This window comes from Nocardioides oceani (assembly GCF_030412965.1).
GTDB lineage: Bacteria > Actinomycetota > Actinomycetes > Propionibacteriales > Nocardioidaceae > Nocardioides > Nocardioides oceani.
In genome coordinates, this window is sequence record NZ_JAUHJQ010000001.1 from 914,529 (window position 1) to 941,413 (window position 26,885).

A 26,885-nucleotide genomic window follows, 5' to 3' on the forward strand; every position below is an offset into this window, starting at 1 on the left:
TCAGATCATCGAGAGCATCGGACCGGGCGGCGGGGTGATGCCGATGTCGGTCAGCGCCGAGGCGTGGAAGACCGACCCGGGCACGTGGATCGCGTGGGCGAGGCCCATGTGGCCGTCGCGCCAGAACCGCTGGATGGGGTTGTCCATGCGCAGGCCGTTGCCGCCGGAGCGGGCGACGACCTCGTCCATGGCGCGCACCGCGCGCCAGGCCGCCGCGACCTGGGTGCGCCGGGAGGCGGCGCGCTCGGCGAAGGTGACCTCGCGACCCGCCTCGGCCCAGTCGTAGAAGCGGCTGACGTTGTCGAGCATGGCGGTGCGCGAGGCCCGGATCTCCTCGGCCGCGGCACCGATGGTCGAGAGCACGTAGGGGTCGTCGGTGACCTTGGTGCCGGTCACCTGCACCCGCGTGCGCTGGTAGGCCAGGTGCGCGGCGAGCGCGCCCTCGGCGATGCCGATCACCGCGCTGGTGATGCCCAGCGGGAAGGCCGTGGTGAAGGGGATGTGGTACAGCGGGTTGGTCAGCCCGGCCTCGCGCGGCTGCGAGCCGTCGAGGAACCGGGAGAACGCGACGACCCGGTTCTCGGGGATGAAGGCGTCCTTGACGACGACGTCCTTGGAGCCGGTGCCCCGCAGCCCGACGACGTCCCAGCTGTCCTCGACGATCTCGTAGTCCGAGCGCGGCAGGATCACGTGGTAGTTCTGCGGCGGGTTGGCCCGGTTGCCCTCGGCGTCGCCCATGAAGGCGCCCAGGAAGATCCAGCTGCAGTGGTCGGTGCCCGAGGAGAACTGCCACCGGCCGTTGAAGACGTAGCCGCCGTCGACCGGGCGCAGGATGCCCATGGGGGCGTACGGCGAGGCGATCCAGGTGTCCTGGTCCTCGCCCCAGATCGCCTCCTGGACGTCCGGGTCGCACATCGCCATCTCCCACGGGTGCACGCCGACGATGCCCGCGACCCATCCGGCGGAGCCGTCGAGCGACGCGACGCGCATCACCGTCTCGGCGAAGTCGCGCGGGTGGGCCTCGGCGCCGCCGTACCTGGCGGGCTGGAGCATGCGGATGACGCCGGTCTCGCGCAGCAGCTTCGCGGCGGCGTCGTCGAGCCGGCCGAGGCGTTCGTTGGACTCGGCGAGCGCAGCGATCTCCTCGGCACGCTCCTCCACGGCAGCGAGGGCGGGGTTGGTCATGGAACCTCCTGGGACGACGAGACCCTCACCGTGGCACCGCTCGCGAGCCGCGTGCGCCGCGCCTCCCGGTCACCGGGAGGGAGCGCGGTCAGGCGTCGTAGGACACCTTGACGACCGGCGAGGTGGCGCGCGCCTGGCAGGACAGGACGATCCCGTCGTCGAGGTCGGCCTGGTCGAGGACCTCGTTGTACTCCAGCTCCACGGTGCCCTCCTGGAGCACGCAGGCGCAGGCGCTGCAGGCCCCCTCGCGGCAGGAGTACGGCGCCGGGACGCCGGCCGCGAGCAGCACGTCGAGCAGCTTCGCGCCGGCCGGCCAGGCGTGGGTGGTCACCTCGCCGTCGAGCTCGACGACCAGCTCGCTGGTCTCGCCCTCGACCCCGTCGGCACCGGTCGCCAGGACCGGCACCTCGGCGAACGGGTCGCCCTCCAGGGAGGTGAAGACCTCCTGGTGGACCCGCTCGCGGGGCACCCCGAGGTCGGTCAGCGCGCGCGCCGCGACCTCCATGAACGCGCCCGGGCCGCACACGAAGGCGTCGCGGTCGGCGGCGTGCGCCGCGAGCACCGACCGCAGGCCGGCCTCGGTCGGCAGGCCCTGCACCGACTCCAGCCAGTGCAGCACCGTGAGCCGGTCGGGGTGGGCGGCGGCCAGGGTCACCAGCTCGTCGCGGAAGATCACCGACGACTCGTCACGGTTGGCGTAGACCAGCGTCGCCCGGCCGGTGCCGGCGTGCAGCGCGGTCGTGAGGATCGACATCACCGGGGTGATGCCGCTGCCGCCCGCGAGGAGCAGCAGGTCGACGTCGAGGCTGCGCGGCACGAACGTGCCGGCCGGCGGGAGCACCTCCAGCTCGTGGCCGGCGACGACGTGGTCGCACAGCCAGTTCGAGGCGTAGCCGTCCCGGGTCCGCTTGACGGTGACCTTGAGCCGCTCGTCGCGGACCGGGGAGGAGCACAGCGAGTAGCAGCGGGCCGCGCCGCCGGGACGGTCCGAGGGGACCCGGACGGTCAGGAACTGGCCGGGCCGGTAGTCCCAGCGGCCGCCCGCGGGCGGGTCGACCGGCTCGAGCACCAGCGTGTGCGCGTCGGCGGTCTCCCGGACGACCTCGACGACACGGACGGTCGCCACGCCTCAGCCGACCCGCTCGGCCGCCGCGTGCCGCGCGGCGACGTACCCGAACACGATCGAGGGGCCGATGGTCGCGCCCGGTCCGGCGTACTCGTTGGCCATCACCGACGCGCTCGCGTTGCCGGTCGCGTAGAGGCCGTCGATGACCGAGCCGTCCTCCCGCAGCACGCGGCCGTGCTCGTCGCAGACCAGCCCGCCCTTGGTGCCGAGGTCGCCGATCTCGATGCGGATCGCGTAGTACGGCGCCTTGTCGATGACGTCGAGGTTGGGGTTGGTCAGGTTCGGGTCGCCGTAGTAGTGGTCGTACGCCGAGGAGCCGCGGCCGAAGTCCTCGTCCACGCCGCGGCGGGCGAAGCCGTTGAACCGCTCGACCGTCGCGACCAGGTTGTCCTCGTCCACGCCGATCGAGCGGGCCAGCGTCCGCAGGTCGTCGGCGCGGTGGACGAGCCCGGACTCGTAGAACGACTTCGGGAACGGCGCGCCGGGAAGGACCTGCGCGAAGGGGTAGCGCGAGCGGGCGCGGGAGTCCATCACGCACCAGGTCTTCAGGTGCTTGCCCTCGAGCTGGTCGTGCACGTAGTTGACGTAGGGCGAGGCCTCGTTGGTGAACCGGCGGCCGTCGGTGGCCACGATGACCTGGCCGGGGATCGCCCGCTCGGAGACGAGCGGGATCGTCGCGCCACTGGGGTGCTCGACGCTCGGCATCCACCACGCGTCGTCCATGAAGTCGACCGCGGCGCCGAGCCGCATGCCCTCCACGATGCCGTCGCCGGTGTTCTCCCGCGCGCCCAGGCTGTGGTCGGCCTGCCCGCCCTCGGGCAGGTACGCCGACCGGAGCTCGGGGTCGTGGTCGAACCCGCCGCAGGCCAGCAGCACGCCGTGGCGGCCGCGGATGCGCTCGGTGCGGCCCTCGCGGGTGACCTCGATGCCGACGACCCGGCCGTCCTCGACGACCAGCGCGGTCATCGGCGTGCGCAGCCACAGCGGGATGCCGGCGTCCTTGAGCGCCATCCGCAACCGCGCGACCAGCGCGCGGCCACCGGTGGCCATGTGCCGGCGGCGCACCACGTTGGAGGAGACCCGCCAGGCGGCGACCACGGACTTCCAGCGGCCGCGCCAGGTGCGCTTGACCATCGCGAGGTCGCGGTAGTCGGCGGCGGTGATCCACAGGCCCAGCGGGCCCTTCATGCTGTTGGGCCGCTGGTGGCGCTCGTCCTCGCCGAGCTTGCGGGTGTCGAACGGCTTGGGCTCGACCGAGCGGCCCAGCGGCCGCCCGCCGTCGTACTCCGGGTGGTAGTCGGAGTAGCCCTTGGTCCAGGCGAGCTTCCACCACCTGCTCTTGTCGAGCAGCTCCATCGCGGCCGGGCCGTGGTCGACGTAGGCGTCGAGCCGTTCCGGCGCGACCTTGCCCTCGGTCAGCACGTCGAGGTAGCGCCGGACCGAGGCACGGCTGTCGTCGTGCCCGGCCTTGCGCAGCGTCGGGTTGTTGGGGATCCAGATGCCGCCACCGGAGATGCCGGTGCTGCCGCCGTACTTCTTCGCCTTCTCCACCACCAGGGTGGACATCCCCGCGTCGTGGGCGGCCAGCGCGGCGGTCATGCCGCCGCCGCCGGAGCCGACCACCAGGAAGTCGACCTCGTGGTCCCAGCCGGCGCCGGTGCCGGCGTCGGTGCTGGCGTCGGTGCTGGCGTCGGTGCTGGCGTCGGTGCTGGTCTCGGGGCTCGTGCTCGCGTCGGCCACGGTCAGTCCTCTCGCGTCAGGAAGGCGAGCACGACGGCCTCCCAGGCCGCCTTCTGCTCGATCATGGCCCAGTGGCCGCAGTTCGGAAGGACGTGGAGCTCGGCGTCGGGGATGGTGCGCATCGGCACCAGCGCCATGTCGAGCGGGCTCACCCGGTCGTCGCGGCCCCACGTGAGGAGGGTCCGCGCGCGGACCCGGTGCAGCATCGCCCAGTACGGCGGCTCGGGGGACGCCTCCGCCGCGCGGCCCATCGCCTCGAGCGCGGCGCGGCTGTACATCCGGCGCGCGGCGGCGAGCGTGCTCGGCTCGGTGGCCTGCGCCCAGCGCTCCTCGATGAGCTCCTCGGTCACCAGCGAGCGGTCGTGGACCATCGAGGTCAGCCACTGCACGAGCCGCTCGCGGCTCGGCGCCTCGGTGAACTCCATGAGGAGGTTGAGCCCCTCCCCCGGCGACGGGCTGAAGATCGCCTTGCCCATCCCGCCGACCGTCACCATCCGGCGCACCCGGTCCGGCTGCGCGATCGCGAACCGGGTCGCGACCACACCGCCCATCGAGTTGCCGACGACGTCGACCCGGTCCAGGCCGAGGCCGTCGAGGAAGCGCGGGACGGCGGGCATCGCCGCCACCATCGGGTGCTGGTCGGTGGGGTCGCTCACCCCGAAGCCCGGGAACTCCAGCACCAGGCACCGGAAGTGGCGCGAGAACAGCGCGAGGTTGGCGCCGAAGTTGCGCCAGCCCGTCACGCCCGGCCCCGAGCCGTGCAGCATCAGCAGCGGGGGCGCCGCGGGGTCCCCGGCCTCGTGGTAGCGGAGCACGCCGGCCTCGGTCGGCAGCTCGCGCAGGGTGGCGTCGTGGGTCGGCTCCGGCCCGTCCGGGGCGGTCGTGGTCGCACTCACGTCGTCACGGTAGGAACCCCCGCGGCCTCGCCCCGGCACCGATCCCGATGACCGGGAACGGCGCACCACTGACCGGGACCACGGCCGCGGACGCGCCCGGCCGCCGCCGTACCGTCCCGGCATGAGCGAGACGGAGCAGGCCCTGGTCGCCGCCCCCATCCCCGGCCCCACGCCCGCGGAGATGCGGGCCGCGATGGGGTCCTTCGCGACCGGCGTGACGGTCGTGACGGGGTACGACGGCGAGCCGCTCGGCTTCGCCTGCCAGTCCTTCGCGTCGGTGTCGCTGGAGCCGCCGCTGGTGCTCTTCTGCGCCGACCACCGCGGCCGCGCCTGGCCCGGCATCCAGCGCGCGGGCCGGTTCACGGTGAACGTGCTGGCCGAGGAGCAGGACGACCTGTGCCAGCGGTTCGGGTCGAGCCGGGGCCGGAAGTACGAGGACCTGGACTGGGAGCTCTCCCGCTGGGGCACCCCGTCGCTGCCCGGCGCGCTGATGCGCGTGCACGCCGCGGTGGAGGACGTCCACGTCGCCGGTGACCACGACGTGGTCATCGGGCGGGTCCTCGAGCTCGAGACCGACCCGGCCGACGAGCGGCCGATGCTGTTCTTCCGCGGCCGCTTCGGCCTCGAGGACGCCCACAGCACGATCGCCCCGGCCCGCTGGGGCTGGGGCGACCACTGGGGCTGACCGGGCGGGCCGCGGCCCGCGCCGGCGGGCCGGTCAGACCGACTGGAGCGTCCGGCCCCGGCGGGTGCCGAGCTCGGGGTAGAGCTCGAGGGAGATGGCCCGGGCCGCCTCCATGACGAGCGGGGCGACCCGCTCCAGCGGCGTGGTGGAGTCCCCGACGAGCGAGATCGCGCCGATCGGGCCCTCAGGGGCGTGGATCGCCGCCGCCACGCAGGCGATGTCGGCGAAGCACTCGCTCCGCTCGAAGGCCAGGCCGCGGCGGCCGCGGACGCGGTTGAGCTCGTGGTGCAGCGCCTCGAGGTCCGCGACGGTGTTGCCGGTCATCGCCCGCAGGTCCTCCCCGACGCGCTCGTCGACCTCCTCGGCCGGCAGGCCCGCGAGCATCGCGCGACCCAGCGCGGTGCAGTGCGCCGGCGCGTAGCCGCCGACCCGCGAGGGCACCGACGTGGCGAACCGGGCGCCGATCTTGTCGAGGTAGTGGATCCGGCCCTCGTCGAGGACGGCGAGGTGCACGGTCAGGCCGGTGCGCAGCATCAGCGTGTGCAGGTGCGAGGACGCGGCCGCCCGCAGCTCGGAGGTGTCGTCGGCGACCCCGCCGAGGTGCAGCGCCCGCGGGCCGAGGCTGTAGCCGAAGGTCGAGTGCTGCAGCCAGTCGAGCTTGAGCAGCTGGTCGAGGATCCGGTGCGCGGTCGACCGGGGCAGGTGGGTCGTCCGTGCGACGTCCTCGAGCGTGAGCCGGGTGGACCGGCCCTGGAACGCATCGAGGATGAGCGTCATCCGCTCGACCATCGACGGGGGCAGCTCCCGGCGCTCGGTGGTCTCGGCACGCGCGACGGTCATGAGACGTCCTCCAGCAAACTGAAATGAATTCTAGGTGCGATGACGGTCGTCACAGTAGCGCGCTCCGCGGCCGTCGCAAAGCCAAAACTGAAATTCATTCTTGTGGCGCGTCGGAGCCCGACCACCGGCCCCCGGGGAGAGCCGCTGCTCACAGCAGCGTCTCGTCGACCTCCACGCCGAACATGCCCCGGCCGTACGACGCGAGCGCGCGCTCGACGTCGTTGGCGACGTGGACCGAGCCCGCGTGCGCGTCGCGCCACGCCCGCTCGATCGGGTTGCCGCGGCGCAGCGACTGGCCACCCGCGGTCTTGAAGAGCAGGTCGATCGCCTCGAGCGTCCGCTCCGTCGCGCGCACCTGGTCGCGGCGGGTGCGCAGCCGCAGCTCCAGCTCGATGGAGCCGTCCTCGGCCGCGGTCACCAGCTCGCGCAGGTTGCGCTCCATCTGCAGCACGGCGGCGTCGACCTCGCTCGCCGCGCGGGCGACGGCGACCTGGGCGAACTGGTCCTCCGCGAACCGTCCGCCGCCGAGGCTGTCGCGGGTGCGGTGCCGCATCGCGGCGACGTAGTCGTCCAGGCAGCCCGCCACCGTGCCGACGATCGGCGAGGTGATCGCGCTGGTGAAGACCGCCCCGAACGGGATGCGGTAGAGCGGGCCGGTGTTGACCTCCTGGCCGGGCCCGGTCAGCCGGGTGTGGTCGGCGTTGCGCAGCAGGCGGTGGGCCGGGACGTGGCAGTCGTCCACGACCACGTCGTTGCTGCCGGTGCCGCGGAGACCGACGGTGTCCCAGACGTCGAGGACCTCGTAGTCGCGACGGGGCACGAGCAGCGTGACGAACTCGGGCCGGCCGCCCGGCTCGGCCGGCGCGAGCGCCCCGAGCAGGGCCCACCCGGCGTGGTCGCACCCCGAGGAGAAGCTCCACCGGCCGGAGAGGCGGTAGCCCTCTCCGTCGCGCACGAGCCGGCCGACCGGCGCGTAGGAGGAGGAGACCAGGACGTCGGGGTCCTCGCCCCACACCTCGTCCTGCGCCGCCTCGGCGAAGAGCGCGACCTGCCACGGGTGCACGCTGAGCACGGAGGTGACCCAGCCGGTCGAGCCGCACGCGCCCGAGACGGCGCGCACCACCTCGAACAGCTCGACCGGGTGCGCCTCGGCGCCGCCGTACCGCCGCGGCTGGAGCATCCGGAACACGCCGGCCTCCGCGAGCTCGGCGATCGTCGCGGCCGGCACCCGCCGGGCCTCCTCGGCCTCCGCGGCCCGGTCGGCGATGGTCGGGAGCAGGGCGTGGACGCGGCCGAGCACGTCGCCGGCGGCCAGGTTCGTCATGGCTCGCAGCATGCGTGGGGCCGTCCGTGCGGCGGCCGCGGCGCTTCCGGTGAGTGGGACTTCGCGCAGACCCCGCGAAGGCCTCCGCGGACACTCGAGGACCTGCACGACCGAGCACCCGAGAACGCCACCGAGAACGGAGGAGCAGATGAGCGTCGCTGAGGACGAGGTCCGCCACATCGAGGCGGAAGCCGCGCCGACGAGGTTCGCCCGGGGGTGGCACTGCCTCGGTCTGGAGAAGGACTTCCGCGACGGCAAGCCGCACCAGGTCAAGGCCTTCGGCCAGAAGCTGGTCGTCTTCGCCGGCGAGGACGGCACCCTCAACGTGCTCGACGCCTACTGCCGCCACATGGGTGGCGACCTCTCGCAGGGCACGGTCAAGGGCAACGAGATCGCCTGCCCGTTCCACGACTGGCGCTGGGGCGGCGACGGCCGCTGCAAGCAGATCCCCTACGCCCGCCGCGTCCCGCTCCGCGCCCGCACCGCCACCTGGCCGACGCTGGTCCAGGACGGCATGCTCTTCGTCTGGAACGACCCCGAGGGCAACCCGCCGCCGCCGGAGGTCACGATCCCCCGCATCGAGGGGTACGGCGACCCGGAGTGGACCGACTGGGTCTGGTACTCGGTCACCATCGACGGCTCCAACTGCCGCGAGATCGTCGACAACATCGTCGACATGGCGCACTTCTTCTACGTGCACTACTCCTTCCCGACCTTCTTCTCCAACGTCTTCGAGGGTCACGTCGCCACCCAGACGATGAAGGGCGTCGGCCGCGAGGACATCCGCCCGCAGAAGTCGAGGTCCGGCGCCCGCACCTCGCTGGGCAACTCCTCGGTCGCCTCCTACCACGGCCCGTCGTTCATGATCGACGACCTGACCTACCACTACGACGACGGCGACGTCCCGAGCATCCTGATCAACTGCCACTACCCGGTCGACGCGAACTCCTTCGTGCTGCAGTACGGCGTCATCGTCAAGAAGCAGCCCGGCGTCGACGACGCGACCGCCCAGGAGATGGCGCGCCGGCAGGGCGACTTCATCCGGATCGGCTTCGAGCAGGACGTCGAGATCTGGCGGAACAAGGCCCGCATCGACAACCCGCTGCTGTGCGAGGAGGACGGGCCGGTCTACCAGCTGCGCCGGTGGTACGAGCAGTTCTACGTCGACGTCGCGGACGTGACCCCCGAGATGACCGAGCGCTTCGAGTTCGAGATCGACACGACCCGCCCGAACGAGGCGTGGCGCAGGGAGGTCGAGGAGAACATCCGCAGGCGCGAGGCCAGCGGGCAGCCCGCCTGATGGCCGTCCGCCCCGACAACCGGCTCACCGACGGGCCGATGAGCCAGGTGGCCTGCACGACGTGCGGCGCCTCCGTCGAGGCCCGCAAGAGCAGCTGGGAGCAGACCAGCATCCAGTGGCACGACGACGCCGTCGAGCGCTGCATCGAGCGGCGGGCCTCGAACCCGCGGCCGGGCACCAACGGCGGCGCGTTCCCCGGCTGCCAGGCCCTGCGCGAGAGCATCCGCGAGGCCGCCGTCCGCGGCGACCTCGCGGTGCAGGACGGCGACCCGCTGCCGACCAATCCCGAGAACCCCGACCACCCTGATTCCGAGGTGACCCCCGCATGATCGACGTCGCACGGCACGGCCCCTGGGCGGTGATCGCCGGTGGCTCCGAGGGCGTCGGCGCATCGTTCGCGACCCAGCTCGCCGAGGCCGGTCTCGACCTCGTGCTGCTGGCGCGCAAGCCGGGCCCGCTCGAGGAGACCGCCGAGGCGGCCCGGGCCCTGGGCGCGGAGGTCCGCACGCTCGCGGTGGACCTGACCGACCCCGAGGCGATGACGAGGATCGCGGAGGTGACCGAGGGCCTCGAGGTGGGGTTGCTGGTCTTCAACGCGGGCGCCAACACCTACGGGCACGAGTTCGTCACCGGCGAGCTCGACCGGTTCCGCCAGGTCATCGACCTCAACATCACCGCCCAGATGGCGATGGTGCGCCACTTCGGCGAGCCGATGAAGGAGCGCCGCCGCGGCGGCATCCTGCTCGTCGGCTCCCTCGCGGGCTTCATGGGTCAGGCACAGATCTCGGTCTACTCAGCGGTCAAGGCGTTCTGCCGGATCTTCGCCGAAGGCCTCTGGCTGGAGATGCGCGAGCACGACGTCGACGTCCTGGAGTTCGTCCTCGGCGTCACCCGCACCCCCGCCATGGCGCGGGCCGGGCTCTCGATGGACGTCCCCGGCCTGCACGTCTCCGAGCCCGACGACGTCGCCCGCCAGGCGCTGGCCTCCCTCGGCGACGGCCCGGTCCAGGTGGCCGCCGGCAACGAGCGCGCCGTCGAGGCCCGCAGTGGCACCGACCGCACCCGCCTCGTCCTCGGCGCGCACGAGGCCATGAAGAAGCTGCTGCCGCCGGCCTCGGCCTGAGCGGCGCGAGCACCGAGGAGAGACCCGTGCAGCTGGGCATCGTCAGCCCCGTCGTGACCGCGAACCCGGGCGCCCACAGCGCCTGGGAGGAGGGCGCCGGCATCGCCGAGCTCACCCGCATCGCCGAGACCGCGGACCGGCTCGGCTTCCACCACCTGACCTGCAGCGAGCACGTCGCGGTCCCGGTCGCGGTCGCCGAGCAGCGCGGCGCGACGTACTGGGACCCGCTGGCGACCCTGGGCTACCTCGCCGCCCGCACCGAGCGGATCCGGCTCGCCACCCAGGTGCTGGTGCTCGGGTACCACCACCCGCTCGAGCTCGCCAAGCGCTACGGCACCCTCGACCTGGTCAGCGGCGGCCGCGTCGTGCTGGGTCTCGGCGTCGGGTCGCTGGAGGAGGAGTTCGAGCTCCTCGGCGCGACCTTCGAGGGGCGCGGCGCGATCGCCGACGACGCGCTGGCCGCGCTGCGCGCCGCCCTCGGTCGACGCACGCCGAGCTACGCCGGCAGCCACTTCCGCTTCGAGGGCATGGTCGTCGAGCCGCACGCCGTGCAGGAGCACCTGCCGCTGTGGATCGGCGGGCGGACGCCGCGCTCCCTGCGCCGCGCGGTCACCCTCGGCGACGGCTGGGTGCCCTTCGGGCTCGGCCTCGACGCGCTGACCTCGATGCTCGCCGGGGTCGACCTGCCCGAGGGCTTCGAGGTCGTGCTGTCCGCCGGCCGCGCGGCCGACGCGCTCGGTGACCCCGAGGGCACCGCCGAGCGGATCCGCCGGGTCCGTGCCGCGGGCGCCACGCTCGTCAGCACCGCCGTCCAGGCGGAGTCCGCGGACCACTACTGCGAGCAGCTCGAGGCGCTCGCGAGCATCGGCAAGGAGATCGGATGACCACCGACGTGGCGGCGCGCCTGGACGCCCTCGAGAGCCGGCTGCGGCGGCTCGAGGACGAGCGCGAGATCCTGCAGCTCATCACCGCCTACGGCCCGCTCGTCGACGCCGGCCGCGCCGACGAGGTCGCGGCGCTGTGGACCGAGGACGGCGTCTACGACATCGACGAGGTCTTCCTGGGCGACCAGGAGGCGATCCACGCGATGGTCCTCTCCCGCGGCCACCAGCGGTGGATCGCGGGCGGCTGCTCCCACTTCCTGGGGCCCGCCCACGTCACCGTCGACGGCGACGAGGCGGTCGCGGTCTGCGAGTCGCTCATGGTCACGCACGGCGACGACGGGTTCGTCGTGCGGCGCGCCACCGCCAACCACTGGCAGCTGCGCCGGACCCCGGCCGGCTGGCGGGTCACCGTGCGGACGAGCCGGGTGCTCGACGGTCGCGCCGAGTCGCCGGCCCTGCTCGCCGCGGGCGCCCTCGGGGAGCGCCCGTGAGCGCCCCGGGCCGGCTGGCCGGCCGCGTCGCGATCGTCACCGGCGGCGGTGACGGCATCGGCGCCGGGATCGCGCGGGCGTACGCCGCGGAGGGCGCGAGGGTCGTCGTCGCGGAGTACGCCGAGGGGCCCGGCCGGGCCGTCGCCGAGGAGGTCGGCGGCCTGTTCGTGCACACCGACGTCTCCGACAAGGCCCAGGTGCACGCGATGGTCAGCGCCGCCGTGGACACCTACGGCTCCGTGGACGTCCTCGTCAACAACGCCTGGGGGCACATCCCGTACAGCCGCGTCGAGGACAAGACCGACGCCACGATCGACCGCGCCTTCGCGGTCGGCTTCCGCGGCCCGCTGTGGGCCATGCAGGCCGCCTTCGGGCACATGAAGCAGGCCGGCTGGGGCCGGGTGGTCAACCTGTGCAGCCTCAACGGCGTCAACGCGCACGTCGGCAGCATGGAGTACAACACGGCCAAGGAGGCGCTGCGCACCCTCACCCGCACCGCCGCCCGCGAGTGGGCGCCCACCGGCGTCGTCGTCAACGCGCTGTGCCCGGGCGCCAAGAGCGCGGCCTTCCGCCGCGCCATGTCCGACCACCCCGAGCTGGAGAGCGCGGCCGACCAGGGCAACCCGATGGGACGCATCGGCGACCCGCTCACCGACATCGCGCCGGTGGCGGTCTTCCTCGCCAGCGAGGACTGCCGCTACCTCACCGGCAACACGCTGTTCGTGGACGGAGGCGCGCACATCAACGGCGTGGCCTGGCAGCCTCAGCTCCCGTGACCGAGCCGACCCCCGAGCCGACCCCCGAGCCGACCTTCGGCGCCCTCGTCGCCGCCCGCGCCGAGGACGACGCGACCGCCCTGTGGTTCGAGGACCGCAGCTGGACCTGGCGCGAGGTGGTCGCCGAGGCCGGCCGGCGCGCCGGCCTGCTCGAGGAGCTGCGCGTCCCGGGCCCCTGGCACGTCGGGCTGGCGCTGGAGAACACCGCCGAGCACCTGTTCTGGTGGTGCGCCGCGGCGCTCGCCGGCGCGACGATGGTCGGCATCAACCCCACCCGCCGCGGACCGGACCTGGCCCGCGACATCACCTTCACCGAGTGCCAGGCGATGGTCGTCGACGACAGCCGGCTCGCGCTGCTCGACGGCCTCGACACCGGCGTCCCGGCCGAGCGGACGCTCCGCGTCGACACCCCCGGGTACGCCGCCCGGCTGGCCGCCGCGACGCCGCTCGACCCGGCCCGGGCCGCCGCGGTCGACCCGGCCACGGCGTACTCCCTCGTCTTCACCAGCGGCACCACCTCGGCACCCAAGGCGGTCATCTGCACCCAGCGCCGGATGGGCCGGATCGCGGTGCAGCAGGCCGAGCGGCGCTCGCTGACCGCGGCCGACGTGTTCTACGTGGTGATGCCGATGTTCCACTCCAACGCGATCATGGCCGGCATCGCGCCCGCGGTGCGCACCGGCGGGACGATCGTGCTGCGCCGGCGGTTCTCGGCCTCGTCGTGGCTGCCGGACGTGCGGCGCCACGGGGTGACGTTCTTCAACTACGTCGGCAAGCCGCTGCACTACGTGCTGGCGACCCCCGAGCGGCCCGACGACGCCGACAACCCGCTGCGGATCGCGTTCGGCAACGAGGCCTCCGAGCGCGACATCGCGGAGTTCTCGCGCCGGTTCGGCTGCCAGGTCGTCGACTCGTTCGGGTCCAGCGAGGGCGAGATCCGGATCATCCGGACGCCGGACACACCGCCGGGCTCGCTCGGCGTCGCGCCCGAGGGCACCGTCGTGATCGACCCCGAGACGCTCCAGGAGTGCCCGCCCGCGCGCTTCGACGCCGCCGGCGTGCTCCTCGACGCGGACGAGGCCGTCGGGGAGATCGTCAACACCACCGGCGCGGCGCTGTTCGAGGGCTACTGGAACAACCCCGAGGCCGAGGCCGCGCGGCTGCGCCACGGCTGGGTCTGGTCCGGCGACCTCGCCTACCGCGACGCCGACGGGTTCTTCTACTTCGCCGGCCGCTCCGGGGACTGGCTGCGCGTGGACGGCGAGAACATCGCCGTCGCCCCGGTGGAGCGGCTGCTCGGCCGGTTCCCGGCGTTCTCGGGCGTCGCCGTGCTGGCGGTGCCGGACGAGACCGTCGGCGACGCGGTGCTGGCCGTGGCCGAGCTGGCGGCCGGCGCGGCGTTCGACGCCGACGCCTTCGCCGACTTCCTCGCCGCGCAGCCCGACCTCGGCACGAAGTGGGTGCCGCGCTACCTCCGCCTGGTCGAGGCGCTCCCCCGCACGCCGACCAGCAAGGTGGTCAAGCGCCAGGTCGACACCTCGGTCGACGCCGGCGTGCTGGTGCGCGAGGCAGCGACGTACCGCTACCGGCCGGTGGGCTGAGCCGGCAGCAGCGCCTGCCGGTCGTGGGCGGCGAACTCCGCCTCCAGGGCGGCCCGCCGCTCGGCGTCCAGCGCGACGTACTCCGCCGTGCGTCCGACGCGCACGTGCACCGGGTCCTCGGTCGCCCACGCCGCCGCCCGCAGCGGCGCCTTGTCCACCTTGTTGCTGGCGGTCAACGGGATGGCCTCGGTGACGCGGACCAGGCGCGGCCACCACTTGGCGCCCATCTCCGGCTGCGCGGCCAGGTGGGCGCCGAACGCGGCCGGGTCGAAGGACGCGCCCGGCTCGAGCTCAAGGGTGCACATCACCTGGTCGCCGGTGGCAGGGTCCGGCACGGCGTAGACCACCGCGGAGAGGACGCCCGGGACACGCGCGAGCAGCCGCTCGACCGGTGCGGCCGCGAAGTTCTCGCTGTCCACCCGCAGCCAGTCCGAGGATCGCCCGGCGAACCAGAACCAGCCCTGCTCGTCGCGGTAGCCCAGGTCGCCGGACCAGAAGTCCCCGCCGCGCACCCGGTCGGCCATCGCCTCGGGGTTGCGGTAGTAGCCCTCGAAGCGCTCCGCACCGCCGATCGCGACGATCTCGCCGACCGCCTCGGGGTTGAGCAGCCGGCCGACCTCGTCGAAGACCGCGCGGGGGCACTCCACGCCGGTCGCCTCGTCCAGCACGCGCACGTCGACGTCGACCGCGAGGCCGAGCGCGCCGGTCGGCGTCTCGGGCGTCCGGTTGATCCGGAAGACGCCCTCGCTGGAGCCGAAGCCCTCCATCACCTCGCAGCCGAACCGCTCGGAGAACCGCGCCGCGTCGGCCTCGGACGCCTCGGTGCCGTAGGCCAGCTCGAGGGTCGAGGTGCGGTCGCGCGGGCCCTCGGGGCGGCTGAGGACGTAGGACAGCGCGCGCCCGACGTAGTTGACGAAGGTGACGCCGTAGCGGTGCACGTCCTCGGCGAAGGCGCTCGCGGAGAACCGCCGGGTCAGCGCCACGGTCGCGCCGACGTGCATCGCCGGCGCCAGGTTGAGCATGACGGCGTTGCCGTGGAACAGCGGCATGCACAGGTAGGTCACCGAGTCCCGGCGCAGGCGCGCGCGCCCGACGAGCGAGGCGGTGAGCCGTCCGAGCCGGCCCTGGCTGACCACGACCGCCTTCGGCGCGCCGGTCGAGCCGGAGCTGAACAGCAGCATCGCGAGGTCGTCGGGCTGCGGGAGCCGCTCGGGCACGGGGGCACCGCGGTACGGCGCCAGCACCTCGTCGTACGACGGGTGGTCGACGTCGAGCACGCGGGCGGCGGGCACGCCGTGGTCGCCGCCCTCCAGCAGGTGCGCGAGCCGCGCCTCGGTGACGAGCAGGTCGACGTCGGCGTGCCGGATGTCGTGGGCCAGCTCGGCGCCGCTGCGGCTGGCGTTGATGCCCACCACGACCGCGCCGGCCAGCGCGCCGCCGCCGATCCAGAAGACGAAGTCCGGGACGTTCTCGAGCAGGACGCCGACGTGCACCTGCCGCCCCTCGGGCGGCGGCACCAGCGCGGTCAACGCCGCGGCGCGGGTCGCGCTCTCGGCGACCACCTCGGCCCACGTCCACTGCCGGTCCTCGAAGCGGAGGCCGACCGCGTCGTCGCCCGCCCGGGAGGCGACGATGTCGGCGAACGTTCCGGCACCCATGTCAGATCCGCTCCACGACGGCCGCGGTGGCCTGCGCGCCACCGGCGCAGACCGCGACCACGCCCACGGACAGGTCGCGCCGCTCGAGCTCGTCGACGAGGGTGGCGAGCAGCCGGATGCCGGTCGAGCCGACCGGGTGGCCCAGCGCGATCGCCCCGCCGTTGACGTTGAGCCGGTCGAGGTCGACCCCGTGCACCTGCGCGAACGACAGCGGCACGGCCGCGAAGGCCTCGTTGACCTCGAAGAGGTCCACGTCGGCGATGGTCATGCCGGCCCGCTCCAGCACCCGCTCGGTGGCCCGGATCGGCCCGTCGAGCAGATAGGCCGGCTCGGCGCCGACGAGCGCCTGGGCACGGAGCCGGGCACGCGGGCGCAGCCCGAGCTCGCGGGCCCGGGTCTCCTCGACCACCAGGGCCGCGGTGGCGCCGTCGGAGATCTGGGAGGCGGTGCCGGCGGTGTGCAGACCGCCCTCGCGGATCGGCCGCAGCCCGGCGAGCGCCTCGGCGCTCGTCTCGCGCAGGCCCTCGTCGCGCGCGACGACCGTGCCGTCGGGGAGCGTGACGGGGACGACCTCGCGCTCGAAGCGGCCGGCGTCCCAGGCCGCCCGCGCCCGCTGCTGGGAGGCCAGGCCGAAGGCGTCGAGGTCCGCGCGGCCGAGGCCGCGGCGACCGGCGATCCGGTCGGCCGCCTCGAACTGCGCGGGCAGGTCGACCGTCCAGCCGTCGGGCCGCGGGCGCCCCACCTCGCCGAGGTTCGACAGGAGCGGCACCCGCGACATCGCCTCGACGCCGCAGGCCATCCCGACGTCGTACACGCCTGCGGCGACCTGCGCGGCGACCAGGTGCACCGACTGCTGCGCGGAGCCGCACTGGGCGTCGATCGTGGTCGCGCCGGTCTCCTCGGGCAGCCCGGCGTGCAGCCACGCGAACCGCGCCACGTTGTTCGACTGCTCGCCGGCCTGGGTGACGCAACCGCCGATGACCTCGGTGACCAGCGCCGGGTCGACGCCGGTCCGCTCGAGCACGGCGGTCTGGATGCCGCCGAGCAGCTCGACCGCGTGGACGCCGCTGAGCGCACCGCCACGACGTCCGTACGGCGTCCGGGCGGCGTCGACGATCACGGGCACGGGCATGGGTCCTCCTCGGTCCTGCGGCTGACCCGCGCACGGTAGGCCCGCCGTCGGGCCGCCCGGCCGGCGCACTCCCGGTCACCGGAAGCCCCACCGGTGGGGGGTCCCCCGCGCCCTATCGTCGCGGCATGGAGCCCGCGTCCACCCCCGACCTGCGCTACGCGGTCATCGCGCCGACCGCCGCCGGCACCACGGCCGACCCGGCCTGGATGAGCGCCTTCGCCCGGCACGTCGAGGACTGCGGGTTCGAGTCGGTCGTGGCGGTCGAGCACGCGGTGGTGATGAGCCGCTACTCCAGCGTCTACCCCTACGACGCCTCCGGGCGCATGGAGCTCGCCGACGACTGCCCGATCCCCGACCCGCTGGAGCTGCTCGCCTTCCTGGCCGGGCAGACCTCGCGGCTGGGCCTGGCCACCGGTGTCCTCGTCCTCCCGAACCACCACCCCCTCGTGCTCGCCAAGCGCCTGGCCACCCTCGACGCGCTCTCCGGCGGCCGCCTCCGCGTCTGCGTCGGCATGGGCTGGATGCGCGAGGAGGTCGAGGCCTGCGGCACCGACTTCGAGACCCGCGGCCGCCGGGCCGACGAGCAGCTGCAGGTGATGCGGGCGCTCTGGGCCGGCACCGACCCGGCCGGCGTCGACCACCGGGGCGAGTTCTTCTCCTTCTCCGGGGCGATGTCGTGGCCCAAGCCGGCACAGCCGGGCGGGGTGCCGCTGCACGTCGGCGGGCACAGCCGGGCCGCCGCCCGCCGGGCCGGACGCCACGGCGACGGCCTGCAGCCGCTCGGCGTGGCCGGCGAGGAGCTCGCCGCCCTCGTGGCCCTGATGCGCGAGGAGGCCGAGCGGGCCGGACGCGACCCGGACCGCCTCGAGCTCTCCCTCGGCCACCTCGTCACGAGGATCGACCTGGACCGCGCGGCCCGCCTCGCCGCCCAGGGCGCCTCCCGGGTCGTGCTGGCGACGAGCCCGACCAGCGACCTGGAGCAGGCCAAGGACGAGCTGTCCGCGTGCGCCGAGCGGCTGGGTCTGCGGTGAGCGCCCTGACGGTCGAGGACCGGCTCCTGCTCACCGACCTCGTGCACCGCTACGCCGTGCTCGTCGACGGCTGGGACGCCGCCGGCGTCGCGGGACTGTTCCTCGAGGACGGGGTCCTGGTCTCCCCCGACCCGCCCCAGACCCTCGACCCCGTCGTCGAGCACCGCGGCCGGGCCGGTGTGGAGCGCGCGATCGCCCCGATCACCACGCTCGGGACCAGCGTCCACGCGATCACCGGCACGGTCCTCGACGTCGGCGAGGCTCCCGGCACGGCCCGCGGGCGGGTCACCTGCTCGGCGCACCACCTCACCCGTCGCGGCGACACCTGGCACGACGTGACCTGGGTCGTGCGCTACCGCGACGACTACCGCCGCACCGACGAGGCCTGGCGGTTCGCGCGTCGCTCGGCCTCGTTGTCCTTCCTGGAGTCCCGCACCGTGCGGGCGGTGCGGGAGGGGCCTGCGTTCGGCTGAGGTACCGGTGAGTGGGAGCCCGGGGCGGGCTCCTGCCGCGTCGCGACCACGCTGGGCGCACGACGGCGTGTCGTCGGCCCCCGCCGCACGCCCTCACCACCCCGCCGCAGCCGAGGAGGCGCAGTGAGCAGGACCAAGGTCGCGATCATCGGGTCGGGCAACATCGGCACCGACCTGATGATCAAGGTGATGCGTCTGTCCGAGACGCTCGAGATGGGCGCGATGGTCGGCATCGACCCCGAGTCCGACGGGCTCGCCCGGGCGCGGCGCTTCGGCGTCGCGACGACCAGCGAGGGCGTCGACGGGCTCCTCGCCCTCGAGGGCTTCGACGCCATCGACATCGTCTTCGACGCCACCAGCGCCAAGGCCCACGTGGCCAACGCCGCGAAGCTGGCGCCGCACGGCAAGCGGCTCATCGACCTCACGCCCGCCGCGGTCGGGCCGTTCGTCGTGCCGGCGGTCAACCTCGAGGAGCACCTCGACGCCCCCGACGTGAACATGGTGACGTGCGGCGGCCAGGCCACGATCCCGGTCGTCGCCGCGGTCTCCCGGGTCACCCCGGTGGCCTACGGCGAGATCGTCGCCTCGATCGCCTCGCGGTCGGCCGGCCCCGGCACGCGCGCCAACATCGACGAGTTCACCGAGACCACCTCGCACGCCATCCGGACGGTCGGCGGCGCGGGTCGCGGCAAGGCGGTCATCATCCTCAACCCGGCCGAGCCGCCGCTGATCATGCGCGACACGGTCTTCTGCCTCATCGGGGACCCCGACCCGCAGACCCACGACCGGATCCGGGCCTCGATCGAGGAGATGGTGGCCGAGGTGGCGACGTACGTCCCGGGCTACCGGCTCAAGCAGGCCGTCCAGGTCACCGAGGTCCCGGCCGACCAGCCGGTGCACACCCTGCTGGCCGACCCCACGACCCCGGTGACCCACCAGGTGTCGGTCTTCCTCGAGGTCGAGGGCGCCGCGCACTACCTGCCGGCGTACGCCGGCAACCTCGACATCATGACGTCCGCCGCGCTGCGCACCGCCGAGCGGATCGCCGCCCGGGTCGCCGGCGCCCCCACCGAGCTCACGGAGGCCCGCGCATGACCGAGATCTTCCTGCAGGACGTCACGCTGCGCGACGGCATGCACGCCATCCGGCACCGGATCGACCCGGCCGACGTCGGCCGGATCGTCGCGGCCCTCGACGCCGCGGGCGTCGACGCGATCGAGGTCGCGCACGGCGACGGGCTCGCCGGCGGCACGCTGAACTACGGCCCCGGGTCGCACAGCGACTGGGAGTGGATCGAGGCGGCCGCGGCCAGCATCAGCCGGGCCCGCCTCACCACGCTCCTGCTGCCCGGCGTCGGCACGATCGCGGAGCTGCGCACGGCGTACGACCTCGGCGTGCGGTCGGTCCGGATCGCCACCCACTGCACCGAGGCCGACGTCGCCGCGCAGCACATCGCCACCGCCCGCGAGATCGGCATGGACGTCTCCGGCTTCCTCATGATGAGCCACCTGGCGCCGGCGGCGGAGCTGGCGCAGCAGGCGCGGTTGATGGAGTCGTACGGCGCGCACTGTGTCTACGTCACCGACTCCGGCGGCCGCCTGACCATGGACGGTGTCCGCGAGCGGATCCGCGCCTACCGCGACGTGCTGGACCCCGCCACGGAGCTGGGCATCCACGCCCACGAGAACCTCTCGCTCTCGGTCGCGAACTCCGTCGTCGCCGTCGAGGAGGGCGTGCGCCGGGTGGACGCCTCGCTGGCCGGCCAGGGCGCCGGGGCGGGCAACTGCCCCATCGAGCCCTTCGTCGCCGTCGCCGACCTCAACGGCTGGCAGCACGGCGCCGACCTCTTCGCCCTGCAGGACGCCGCCGACGACATCGTGCGGCCGCTGCAGGACCGGCCGGTGCGCGTGGACCGGGAGACGCTGACGCTGGGGTACGCCGGCGTGTACTCCAGCTTCCTGCGGCACGCCGAGGCCGCCTCCGAGCGGTACGGCGTGGACGTCCGCACGATCCTGCTCGAGGTCGGGCGGCGCCGCCTGGTCGGTGGCCAGGAGGACATGATCATCGACATCGCGCTCGACATGGTGGGCCGGGCGGGCTGACCCGCCCGGCCCCACGGCCGCGCCTCAGAGGGCGCGGGCCACCCGCCACGCGGAGTGGACCGCGCCCTGGATGTAGCCGACCTCGGCGGCGTCGCCGACGACCTCGACCTCGACCCCGCGCGCCTCGAGCTGCTCGGCGAGCGGGGCGCCCGCGCGGACCTCGGAGGCGATGACGACCAGGTCGGCCCGCGCCCACCGGGACGTGCCCTCGTGGTCGCGGTAGCGGACGGTCGTCGGGGTGATCTCCTCCAGCGTCGCCTGCCGCTCGATGCGGACGCCGTGCTCGCCGGCCCGGCGCACCGCGTGCCAACGGCGCGGGAGCGCCATCGGCAGGCCCATCTGCGCGCCCTCCTCCAGGACGGTCACGGACTTGCCGCGCTCGGCGAAGAACTCCGCGAGCTCCAGGCCCACCAGCGACCCGCCCACGACCACGACGTCGCGGCCGACCGGCAGGAAGCGGCGGGTCGCGCGGCGGACCAGCTCCGGCCGGCTGGTGACGCCGGTCAGCCGGCCGGCGCGGGAGGCCCAGCGCAGGAGCCGGCTCGCCTCGACCTCGGTGCTGCTGCCGCCGGCGAGCAGCGCGCGCAGGCTGTCGCCGGTCTGCACGTGCGGGAGCTCCGCGCCGGGGACCTGCGGGCGACCCCGGTGCGCGCCGGTGGCCAGCACGACCACGCTCGGCCGCAGGGCCAGGATCGTGTCCGGCGTGGCGGGGCGGCCCAGCTGCACCACGACGCCGAGCCGCTCCAGCTCGTGGGCCTGCCAGTCCACCAGCGGCCCGTTGGGCGGCGTGGTCAGCTGGGAGAACCACGCCGACCCGCCGAGCCGGTCGCCGGACTCGACCAGCGTGACCCGGTGCCCGCGCTCGCGTGCCACGCGCGCCGCCTCCATCCCGCCGGGCCCGCCGCCGACCACGACGACGTGGCGCGGGGACGGGGTGGGCAGGAGGACGGCGGCCTGCTCGTCGCCGAGCGCGGGGTTGACCGCGCAGACCGGGGTGTCGTCCCAGAAGTTCTGCTCGACGCACACGTAGCAGTTGATGCACGGCCGCACCGACGCCCGGCGGCCCGCCCGCAGCTTGTCGACGAGCTGGGGGTCGACCAGCAGCTGGCGGCCCATCGCGACGAAGTCGGCGTCGCCCGCGGCGATCATCTCCTCGCCCACCTCGGGCAGCACCCGGCCGACGGCGACCACGGGGATGCCGACGGCGGCCTTCACGGCCCGCGCGAGGTCGCGGTAGGCGCCGACCTCGTCGGGCAGGGGGCCCTTGAGGAAGTCCCGGAACGGGTTGCGGCCCCACCCGGTCACGTGGATGGCGTCGGCACCGGCGGCCTCGAACAGCCGCGACGCCGCGACGGTCTCCTCGATGCTGAGCGCGTCCTCCTCGCCGTACTCCTCGCCCGCGACGCGCACCAGCAGGGCCAGGCCGTCGCCGACGGTGCGGCGCACCGCGGCGATCACCTCGCAGGCCAGCCGCGCGCGGTTCTCCAGGGAGCCGCCCCAGCGGTCGGTGCGCTTGTTGTCGGCGCGGCTGAGGAACCCGCCGAGGAGGTAGCCGTGGGCGCAGTGGATCTCCATCGCGTCCGCACCGGCCTCCCTCACCCGGCGCGCGGCCTGGGCGAACTGGTCGATCACCCAGGCGATGTCGTCCTCGGTGGCCTCGCGGTACGTCGCCTTCCTCCCACCCGTGACGGCGCCCATCCGCGCCAGCTCCTCGGCGGTGTTGTCCCGCAGGGCGCTGAGGTCGTGCGGGGCCGACGGCTCGGAGGGCACCAGCAGCGGGCGTCCCTCGAGGGTGTCGATCCGCGCCACCTTGCCGTGGTGGGTGGCCTGGACGCAGAGCAGCGACCCCGCCTCGTGGACGGCGTCGGCGAGCGCCCGGAGGCCGGGGACGAACCGGTCGTCGGAGAGCCCGGGCTCCTTCATGCTGGTGGCGCCGACCGGGAAGGCGACCGCCGAGGCCGAGGTGATGATCATCCCCGTGCCGCCGGCCGCGCGGGCGACGTAGTGCTCGACGTCCTCGGCGACGATGACCCCGTCGTGGCACACGTTCATGTCCATCGCCGGCATGACCACCCGGTTGGGCAGCGTGATCGGCCCGATCCGGCCGGGGGCGAGCAGGTGGGAGAAGTCGGTTCCGGTCCGCCGCGTGCGCATTCCGCGCACGATAGGAAGGCAGCGCCGCCCGGACGGCGTGGTCTCCCGCACACCGGGACGCCCGTCCTGCTCGCCCCGTCGCCGCCCGCCCGTCGCCGCCCGGGCGGGCGCGCGGTCAGGCGCGCGCCGCCCGGGCGAGCCGGTCCACGAGCGCCGCGAGGTCCCCGGGCGCCTCGAGGTGGGCCAGGTGCCCCTGGCCGTCGAGCTGGTGGACGCTGGCGTGCGGCACGCGGCGGGCCACGTCGGCGAAGGTGGCGCCGTAGGGCGCCCGGTCCCTGTTCGTCTCGCCGAGGACGAGGTCGACGCGGCCGGCCCGCGTGCCGAGCCGCGGCGGCCGGCCCGCCCGCGCGATCGCCAGCGTCTCGGCGTGGAGGGGCGCGCCGAGGCGGGTCAGCTCCGCCCAGGCCGCCGGCCGGGACCGCAGCGCCGACACCTGCGGTTCCCCCAGGCCCGCGACCTGCCGGAGGGCGACGTCGACCACGCCGTCGACGTCCCCGGCCAGGTGCGCACGGCGCAGCCCGGGGAGGGCGTGCTCGCCGAACGGCGCGATGACCGGCTCGTAGGCGATCAGGTGCGGCACGGCGAGGTCCTCGGCGAGGTGCAGGGCGACGAGGCCGCCGTAGCTCCACCCGAGGACCGCCGCGACGTCGTCGAACCCGGACAGGACCGTCGCGAGGTCCCGGACCTCGGTGGCGAGGGAGTACGCCTCGCCCAGCGGGCCGGACGGGCGCCGGCCGCGCCGGTTCACCACCGCGACCGCGTCCCAGGTGCCGAGGGCCTCCAGCGCGCCGGCCACGCGCCCCCAGGCGGCGGCGTCGGCCATCACCCCGGGGACCACGACGACCGTCCGTCCGTCCGGGTCGCCGTGGACGTCGACCGTCACCCAGCTGCCGTCGACCTCGACCCGTCGTGTCCGTCCCACCGCCGCCCGCCTCAGGACGCCGGCCCGGAGACGACCAGCTTGCCGCGCAGGTGTCCGGCCTCGCTGCGGGCGAGCGCCTCGGCCAGCCGGTCGAACGGGTACGTCGCGTCGACCTCGACCTGGAACGACCCGCTCGCCACGGCGTCGAGGACCGTGCCGACCGTCGAGGCCGTCAGCTGTCTCGGGTCGCCGCCGGCGACCACCGCACCCCGGGACGCGGCGGCGAAGTCCACGGTGGTCACGATCCGCTCCGGCGCGAGCAGGTCGGCGACCCGGGCGACGAAGTCGCGACCGGCGGCGTCGACGCCGGCGTCGACACCGTCGGGTGCCGCGCGCCGGATCTCCTCGAGCATGGTCGCGCCGTAGGCCACCGGCTCGGCGCCGAGGCGCCGGAGGTAGTCGTGGTTGTCCGGGCCGGCCGTGCCGACCACCCGGTGGCCCCGGGCCACGAGCAGCTGGGTGACCGCGCTCCCGACGGCGCCCGCGGCGCCGTTGACCACGACGGTGGACCCGGTTCCCGGCCCGAGGCCGTCGACGAGCCCGAGGACCCGCTGCGCCGCCTCCGCGGCGGTGGCGACCGCGGCCGCACGGACCGGGTCGAGCCCGGCGGGGACGGGCGTGACGCGCTCCCGGCGGCTGACGGTGACCTCCGCGTAGGCGCCGGTGTCGGCGAAGCCGGTCACCCGGTCGCCCGGGGCGAGGTCGTCGACGCCCGCGCCGGTCTCGAGCACGGTCCCCGCCATGCTGAGGCCGAGGACGGCGGGCAGCTCGAGGGGCAGCACGTCGGCGACGTACCCGTTGCGGATCTTCCAGTCGAGCGGGTCGATCGCGATCTGCTCGACGCGGATCTTGACCTGCCCCGGCCCGGAGGTCGGTTCGGGGACGTCGGCGGCGACGAGGCCGTCGGGTCCGTAGGAGGTGAGCGTGTAGGCGCGCATGGTGGTGGTCCTTTCCTGGTGGTGGGTGGGGTCAGGCCCGGCCGGAGGTCGACCGGGTCGGGTAGTCGGTGTAGCCGCGGTGGTCGCCGCCGTACGCCCGGGCCAGGTCCGGCTCGGCGAGCTCCGCGCCGGCGGCGAGGCGCTCGACGAGGTCGGGGTTGGAGATGAACAGCCGGCCGAAGGACACGGCGTCGGCGACGCCCTCGTCGACCAGGGCCAGCCGGCGCGGCTGGCCGGCGAGGTCCGCGTCCGCGGGGTTGAGCAGGAGCGTTCCGGACCAGGCCGCCCGCAGGACCGGGGTCAGCGCGGGTGCGCCCGCCTCGACCAGGTGCAGGTAGGCGAGGCCGAACGCGTCGAGGCGGGAGACCAGCAGCGGGTAGAGCGTGGCGTGGTCGTCCTCGCGGGTGTCCCCGAGCCCGTTCGCCGGGGAGAGCCGGATCCCGGTGCGGTCGGCCCCGATGGCGGCGGAGACGGCGCCGACCACCTCGAGGGCGAGCCGGATCCGGTTCTCCGGCGTGCCGCCCCACTCGTCGGTGCGCTGGTTGGCGTTGGTCGTGAGGAACTGGTGCAGCAGGTAGCCGTTGGCGCCGTGGACCTCGACGCCGTCGAAGCCGGCGCGCACCGCGTTGCGGGCGGCGGCCGCGAAGTCGGCGACCGTGTCCGCGATCTGCGCTGCGGTCAGCTCGTCGGGGACGGGGTGGTCCTGCAGGCCGGCAGCGGTGAACAGCTGGCCCGCGGCCGGGACCCGGGAGGGACCGACCGGGGTGAGCGCGCCGTGACCGGCCGCCTCGGTGTTGCTGGGGTGGCCGATCCGTCCGGTGTGCATCAGCTGGGCCACGATCGTGCCGCCCGCGGCGTGCACGCGGTCGGTGACGACGCGCCAGGCGTCGACCTGGGCGTCGGTGTGCAGGCCCGGAGTCGCGGGGTAGCCCTGCCCGATAGCCGAGGGCTGGATGCCCTCGGTGACGATCAGGCCGGCACCGGCGCGCTGGGCGTAGTAGGTCGCGGTGTCGTCGGTGGGCAGCGTGCCGGCGGCTCGGCTGCGGGTCATCGGCGCCATGACGACGCGGTTGGCCAGCTCCAGCCGGCCGGCGGAGAGAGGGGTGAGGGCGAGGCTCATGGGGAGCTCCTTCGTCGAGTAGGTAGTTAGCCGAACAAGTAACTCCCCGCGGACTATTCCTTGCTCGAACAACTAATTTCTCGCGCGTAGGCTCGCCCCCGTGAGCGAGACCGCGGGAGCCGCCGGCGTGGGACCGATGAGCCACGCGATCTTCCGCGTGGCGCGGCTGCACAAGTCGCTCGCGGGCAGGCTGTTGCGCGAGACCGGGCTCCACCCGGGCCAGGAGCTGACCCTGATGACGCTCTGGGTCGACGGGCCGCAGCGTCAGGTCGACCTGGCCGCGGCCATCGACTCCGACGCGCCGACGATGGCGCGCAGCCTGGCCCGGCTCGAGCGGGACGGACTGGTCCGGCGCACACGGTCGGACTCCGACCGGCGGGTGGTCCTCGTCGAGGCGACGGAGGCGAGCCTCGCCTGCCGGCCCAAGGTCGAGGCGGCCTGGCAGGAGCTGGAGCGGCTCACCGTCGGCTCCCTGTCGCCGCAGCAGCAGGCCGGGATCGCACAGGACCTCCGCCTGCTCGAGAGCAACCTCGAGCCGCTCGACCCCTGACGCTCCCGCCCCGCCGGGGCTCGGGGCGACCGAGGGACCACCGGGGGGCCCGGGAGGAACGAGAAGGCCCCGGGTCCGAGGACCCGGGGCCTTGCTCTCACGTGCGCGAGGGGGGAGTTGAACCGTGAGACCACCACGCTCGATCACGCACGAACCGCCGTCCTGAGCGTGAAACCGGCGTCCCGTTGCCTCCGGTTCCCTCCCGTTCCCTCGGGTCCGTGCACCCCAGGGGTGCACCAGCCGTATGCAGTTCAACCGACTTCCGCCGGCGCCACAACGGTAGTCGATGATCACCGAGGCCGGCTCACGAATGTGACCTGCTGCAGCCGTTCGAAGACACCGACGGAGTGTCCGCACATGCCGATGAGCGGGCGGTTGACGTCGGAGGCGTGGGAGACTCCGGACGTGGTAGCCGCCGTGCACTTCTACGCGACAGCGACCGACCAGGAGCACTTGCTGGATTCCCTGGAGAACCCGATGAGGTGACCCCGCGGCCCCTGGCTCGTGGTCGCATCGCCTCCGACCGTCCTCTCACCCGAGGTGGCGTTGTCGAGCGGCCAGGTGATGGTTCTGAGGTCGTGGCCTGGGTCCGCCTGTTGTGTTGCGAGCGGGCGACCCGGCCATGGCAGGGCCCTCGGAGGCGGGGTCCGGATGGCCTCGGCTCCGGAACTGTCGGATCCCAGGGGGACTCGATGAGTGCCGTGTCGAAGGGCTAACAAGTCGAGCCCCGCGTCTGGTGTCTGGCGTCGATCCGCGCCATGAGCACAGAGGCGTGGACTCTCGTCGGCGTCGTCGTCGGCGCGCTGCTGGGCGGGGTGGCGCAGTTGGTGGCCG

25 protein-coding genes are annotated in these 26,885 nt (G+C 74.3%); 13 read left to right on the forward strand and 12 right to left on the reverse strand.

Annotation, left to right across the window (positions count from 1 at the left end):
* The 4 genes from QWY28_RS04390 to QWY28_RS04405 form a co-directional block, all read right to left on the reverse strand.
* A complete protein-coding gene (locus tag QWY28_RS04390; protein ID WP_300951089.1) occupies positions 1–1,185 on the reverse strand; it encodes an acyl-CoA dehydrogenase family protein in 1,185 nt (394 codons plus the stop codon).
* Positions 1,186–1,273: 88 nt separating this feature from the next.
* The gene (locus QWY28_RS04395) at positions 1,274–2,311 is read right to left on the reverse strand and encodes a 2Fe-2S iron-sulfur cluster-binding protein (protein ID WP_300951090.1); all 1,038 of its coding nucleotides are present in this window, start codon (positions 2,309–2,311) and stop codon (positions 1,274–1,276) included.
* A gap of 3 nt (positions 2,312–2,314) precedes the next feature.
* A complete protein-coding gene (locus QWY28_RS04400) occupies positions 2,315–4,051 on the reverse strand; it encodes an FAD-binding protein (RefSeq protein WP_300951091.1) in 1,737 nt (578 codons plus the stop codon).
* Between the two features lie 2 nt (positions 4,052–4,053).
* Positions 4,054–4,947, reverse strand: a complete 894-nt coding sequence (locus tag QWY28_RS04405; protein ID WP_300951092.1) for an alpha/beta fold hydrolase — start codon at positions 4,945–4,947, stop codon at positions 4,054–4,056.
* A 121-nt stretch (positions 4,948–5,068) separates the two neighbouring features.
* On the opposite strand from QWY28_RS04405, the gene QWY28_RS04410 reads away from it, so the two are divergent.
* Entirely contained in the window at positions 5,069–5,632 is a 564-nt protein-coding gene (locus QWY28_RS04410) for a flavin reductase family protein (RefSeq protein ID WP_300951093.1), read from the forward strand.
* A 33-nt stretch (positions 5,633–5,665) separates the two neighbouring features.
* Here QWY28_RS04410 and QWY28_RS04415 read toward each other — a convergent pair whose 3' ends face one another.
* Positions 5,666–6,472, reverse strand: coding sequence for an IclR family transcriptional regulator (locus tag QWY28_RS04415; RefSeq protein ID WP_300951094.1), 807 nt, complete (start codon positions 6,470–6,472; stop codon positions 5,666–5,668).
* Between the two features lie 148 nt (positions 6,473–6,620).
* Entirely contained in the window at positions 6,621–7,796 is a 1,176-nt protein-coding gene (hsaA, locus tag QWY28_RS04420) for a 3-hydroxy-9,10-secoandrosta-1,3,5(10)-triene-9,17-dione monooxygenase oxygenase subunit (RefSeq protein ID WP_300951095.1), read from the reverse strand.
* A 148-nt stretch (positions 7,797–7,944) separates the two neighbouring features.
* Here hsaA and QWY28_RS04425 point away from each other — a divergent pair, with 148 nt between their 5' ends.
* From QWY28_RS04425 to QWY28_RS04455, 7 genes are read left to right on the forward strand one after another with little or no spacing between them, the layout of a single operon-like run.
* Positions 7,945–9,096, forward strand: coding sequence for a 3-ketosteroid-9-alpha-monooxygenase, oxygenase component (locus QWY28_RS04425; RefSeq protein ID WP_300951096.1), 1,152 nt, complete (start codon positions 7,945–7,947; stop codon positions 9,094–9,096).
* Positions 9,096–9,425 (forward strand): ferredoxin, encoded by a 330-nt coding sequence (locus tag QWY28_RS04430; RefSeq protein WP_300951097.1) that lies wholly within the window; start codon positions 9,096–9,098, stop codon positions 9,423–9,425. The genes QWY28_RS04425 and QWY28_RS04430 overlap by 1 nt, the downstream gene beginning before the upstream one ends.
* Positions 9,422–10,219 (forward strand): SDR family NAD(P)-dependent oxidoreductase, encoded by a 798-nt coding sequence (locus QWY28_RS04435; protein WP_300951098.1) that lies wholly within the window; start codon positions 9,422–9,424, stop codon positions 10,217–10,219. Before QWY28_RS04430 ends, QWY28_RS04435 begins: the two co-directional genes overlap by 4 nt.
* A 26-nt stretch (positions 10,220–10,245) precedes the next feature.
* Positions 10,246–11,103 (forward strand): TIGR03619 family F420-dependent LLM class oxidoreductase, encoded by an 858-nt coding sequence (locus QWY28_RS04440; RefSeq protein ID WP_300951099.1) that lies wholly within the window; start codon positions 10,246–10,248, stop codon positions 11,101–11,103.
* Complete coding sequence (locus QWY28_RS04445) at positions 11,100–11,594, forward strand: nuclear transport factor 2 family protein (RefSeq protein ID WP_300951100.1); 495 nt, start codon at positions 11,100–11,102, stop codon at positions 11,592–11,594. Before QWY28_RS04440 ends, QWY28_RS04445 begins: the two co-directional genes overlap by 4 nt.
* Complete coding sequence (locus QWY28_RS04450) at positions 11,591–12,370, forward strand: SDR family NAD(P)-dependent oxidoreductase (RefSeq protein WP_300951101.1); 780 nt, start codon at positions 11,591–11,593, stop codon at positions 12,368–12,370. Before QWY28_RS04445 ends, QWY28_RS04450 begins: the two co-directional genes overlap by 4 nt.
* On the forward strand, positions 12,367–13,971 hold the full coding sequence (locus QWY28_RS04455) for an AMP-binding protein (RefSeq protein ID WP_300951102.1): 1,605 nt from the start codon (positions 12,367–12,369) through the stop codon (positions 13,969–13,971). Before QWY28_RS04450 ends, QWY28_RS04455 begins: the two co-directional genes overlap by 4 nt.
* Here QWY28_RS04455 and QWY28_RS04460 read toward each other — a convergent pair.
* The gene (locus QWY28_RS04460) at positions 13,953–15,629 is read right to left on the reverse strand and encodes an AMP-binding protein (RefSeq protein WP_300951103.1); all 1,677 of its coding nucleotides are present in this window, start codon (positions 15,627–15,629) and stop codon (positions 13,953–13,955) included. The genes QWY28_RS04455 and QWY28_RS04460 overlap by 19 nt on opposite strands.
* A 1-nt stretch (position 15,630) precedes the next feature.
* Positions 15,631–16,761, reverse strand: a complete 1,131-nt coding sequence (locus QWY28_RS04465; RefSeq protein WP_300951104.1) for a steroid 3-ketoacyl-CoA thiolase — start codon at positions 16,759–16,761, stop codon at positions 15,631–15,633.
* Positions 16,762–16,886: 125 nt separating this feature from the next.
* Here QWY28_RS04465 and QWY28_RS04470 point away from each other — a divergent pair, with 125 nt between their 5' ends.
* The 4 genes from QWY28_RS04470 to dmpG all read left to right on the forward strand — a co-directional run bounded on the left by QWY28_RS04470 (position 16,887) and on the right by dmpG (position 20,367).
* Positions 16,887–17,792: an LLM class F420-dependent oxidoreductase gene (locus QWY28_RS04470; RefSeq protein WP_300951105.1), complete on the forward strand. Its 906-nt coding sequence runs from the start codon at positions 16,887–16,889 to the stop codon at positions 17,790–17,792.
* A complete protein-coding gene (locus QWY28_RS04475; RefSeq protein WP_300951106.1) occupies positions 17,789–18,265 on the forward strand; it encodes a nuclear transport factor 2 family protein in 477 nt (158 codons plus the stop codon). The genes QWY28_RS04470 and QWY28_RS04475 overlap by 4 nt, the downstream gene beginning before the upstream one ends.
* Before the next feature lie 123 nt (positions 18,266–18,388).
* Positions 18,389–19,360: an acetaldehyde dehydrogenase (acetylating) gene (locus tag QWY28_RS04480; protein WP_300951107.1), complete on the forward strand. Its 972-nt coding sequence runs from the start codon at positions 18,389–18,391 to the stop codon at positions 19,358–19,360.
* Positions 19,357–20,367: a 4-hydroxy-2-oxovalerate aldolase gene (gene dmpG / locus QWY28_RS04485; RefSeq protein WP_300951108.1), complete on the forward strand. Its 1,011-nt coding sequence runs from the start codon at positions 19,357–19,359 to the stop codon at positions 20,365–20,367. Before QWY28_RS04480 ends, dmpG begins: the two co-directional genes overlap by 4 nt.
* A gap of 24 nt (positions 20,368–20,391) precedes the next feature.
* Here the strand turns inward: dmpG and QWY28_RS04490 are convergent, their stop codons facing one another.
* The 4 genes from QWY28_RS04490 to QWY28_RS04505 form a co-directional block, all read right to left on the reverse strand.
* A complete protein-coding gene (locus tag QWY28_RS04490) occupies positions 20,392–22,521 on the reverse strand; it encodes an oxidoreductase (RefSeq protein ID WP_300951109.1) in 2,130 nt (709 codons plus the stop codon).
* Between the two features lie 115 nt (positions 22,522–22,636).
* A complete protein-coding gene (locus QWY28_RS04495; RefSeq protein WP_300951110.1) occupies positions 22,637–23,443 on the reverse strand; it encodes an alpha/beta fold hydrolase in 807 nt (268 codons plus the stop codon).
* An 11-nt stretch (positions 23,444–23,454) separates the two neighbouring features.
* Positions 23,455–24,381 (reverse strand): NADP-dependent oxidoreductase, encoded by a 927-nt coding sequence (locus QWY28_RS04500; protein WP_300951111.1) that lies wholly within the window; start codon positions 24,379–24,381, stop codon positions 23,455–23,457.
* 31 nt (positions 24,382–24,412) lie between these two features.
* Entirely contained in the window at positions 24,413–25,501 is a 1,089-nt protein-coding gene (locus QWY28_RS04505; protein ID WP_300951112.1) for an alkene reductase, read from the reverse strand.
* Between the two features lie 100 nt (positions 25,502–25,601).
* On the opposite strand from QWY28_RS04505, the gene QWY28_RS04510 reads away from it, so the two are divergent.
* Positions 25,602–26,051: a MarR family winged helix-turn-helix transcriptional regulator gene (locus QWY28_RS04510; protein WP_300951113.1), complete on the forward strand. Its 450-nt coding sequence runs from the start codon at positions 25,602–25,604 to the stop codon at positions 26,049–26,051.
* The last annotated feature ends 834 nt before the right edge of the window (positions 26,052–26,885 follow it).

Excerpts from the sequence above, each read along its gene's own strand:
- QWY28_RS04425 (WP_300951096.1), top strand. The coding sequence starts at position 7,945 with ATGAGCGTCGCTGAGGACGAGGTCCGCCACATCGAGGCGGAAGCCGCG.
- QWY28_RS04390 (WP_300951089.1), bottom strand. The coding sequence starts at position 1,185 with ATGACCAACCCCGCCCTCGCTGCCGTGGAGGAGCGTGCCGAGGAGATC.
- hsaA (WP_300951095.1), bottom strand. The coding sequence starts at position 7,796 with ATGACGAACCTGGCCGCCGGCGACGTGCTCGGCCGCGTCCACGCCCTG.
- QWY28_RS04430 (WP_300951097.1), top strand. The coding sequence starts at position 9,096 with ATGGCCGTCCGCCCCGACAACCGGCTCACCGACGGGCCGATGAGCCAG.
- QWY28_RS04505 (WP_300951112.1), bottom strand. The coding sequence starts at position 25,501 with ATGAGCCTCGCCCTCACCCCTCTCTCCGCCGGCCGGCTGGAGCTGGCC.
- QWY28_RS04410 (WP_300951093.1), top strand. The coding sequence starts at position 5,069 with ATGAGCGAGACGGAGCAGGCCCTGGTCGCCGCCCCCATCCCCGGCCCC.
- dmpG (WP_300951108.1), top strand. The coding sequence starts at position 19,357 with ATGACCGAGATCTTCCTGCAGGACGTCACGCTGCGCGACGGCATGCAC.
- QWY28_RS04435 (WP_300951098.1), top strand. The coding sequence starts at position 9,422 with ATGATCGACGTCGCACGGCACGGCCCCTGGGCGGTGATCGCCGGTGGC.
- QWY28_RS04445 (WP_300951100.1), top strand. The coding sequence starts at position 11,100 with ATGACCACCGACGTGGCGGCGCGCCTGGACGCCCTCGAGAGCCGGCTG.
- QWY28_RS04470 (WP_300951105.1), top strand. The coding sequence starts at position 16,887 with ATGGAGCCCGCGTCCACCCCCGACCTGCGCTACGCGGTCATCGCGCCG.
- QWY28_RS04415 (WP_300951094.1), bottom strand. The coding sequence starts at position 6,472 with ATGACCGTCGCGCGTGCCGAGACCACCGAGCGCCGGGAGCTGCCCCCG.
- QWY28_RS04465 (WP_300951104.1), bottom strand. The coding sequence starts at position 16,761 with ATGCCCGTGCCCGTGATCGTCGACGCCGCCCGGACGCCGTACGGACGT.
- QWY28_RS04490 (WP_300951109.1), bottom strand. The coding sequence starts at position 22,521 with ATGCGCACGCGGCGGACCGGAACCGACTTCTCCCACCTGCTCGCCCCC.
- QWY28_RS04500 (WP_300951111.1), bottom strand. The coding sequence starts at position 24,381 with ATGCGCGCCTACACGCTCACCTCCTACGGACCCGACGGCCTCGTCGCC.
- QWY28_RS04460 (WP_300951103.1), bottom strand. The coding sequence starts at position 15,629 with ATGGGTGCCGGAACGTTCGCCGACATCGTCGCCTCCCGGGCGGGCGAC.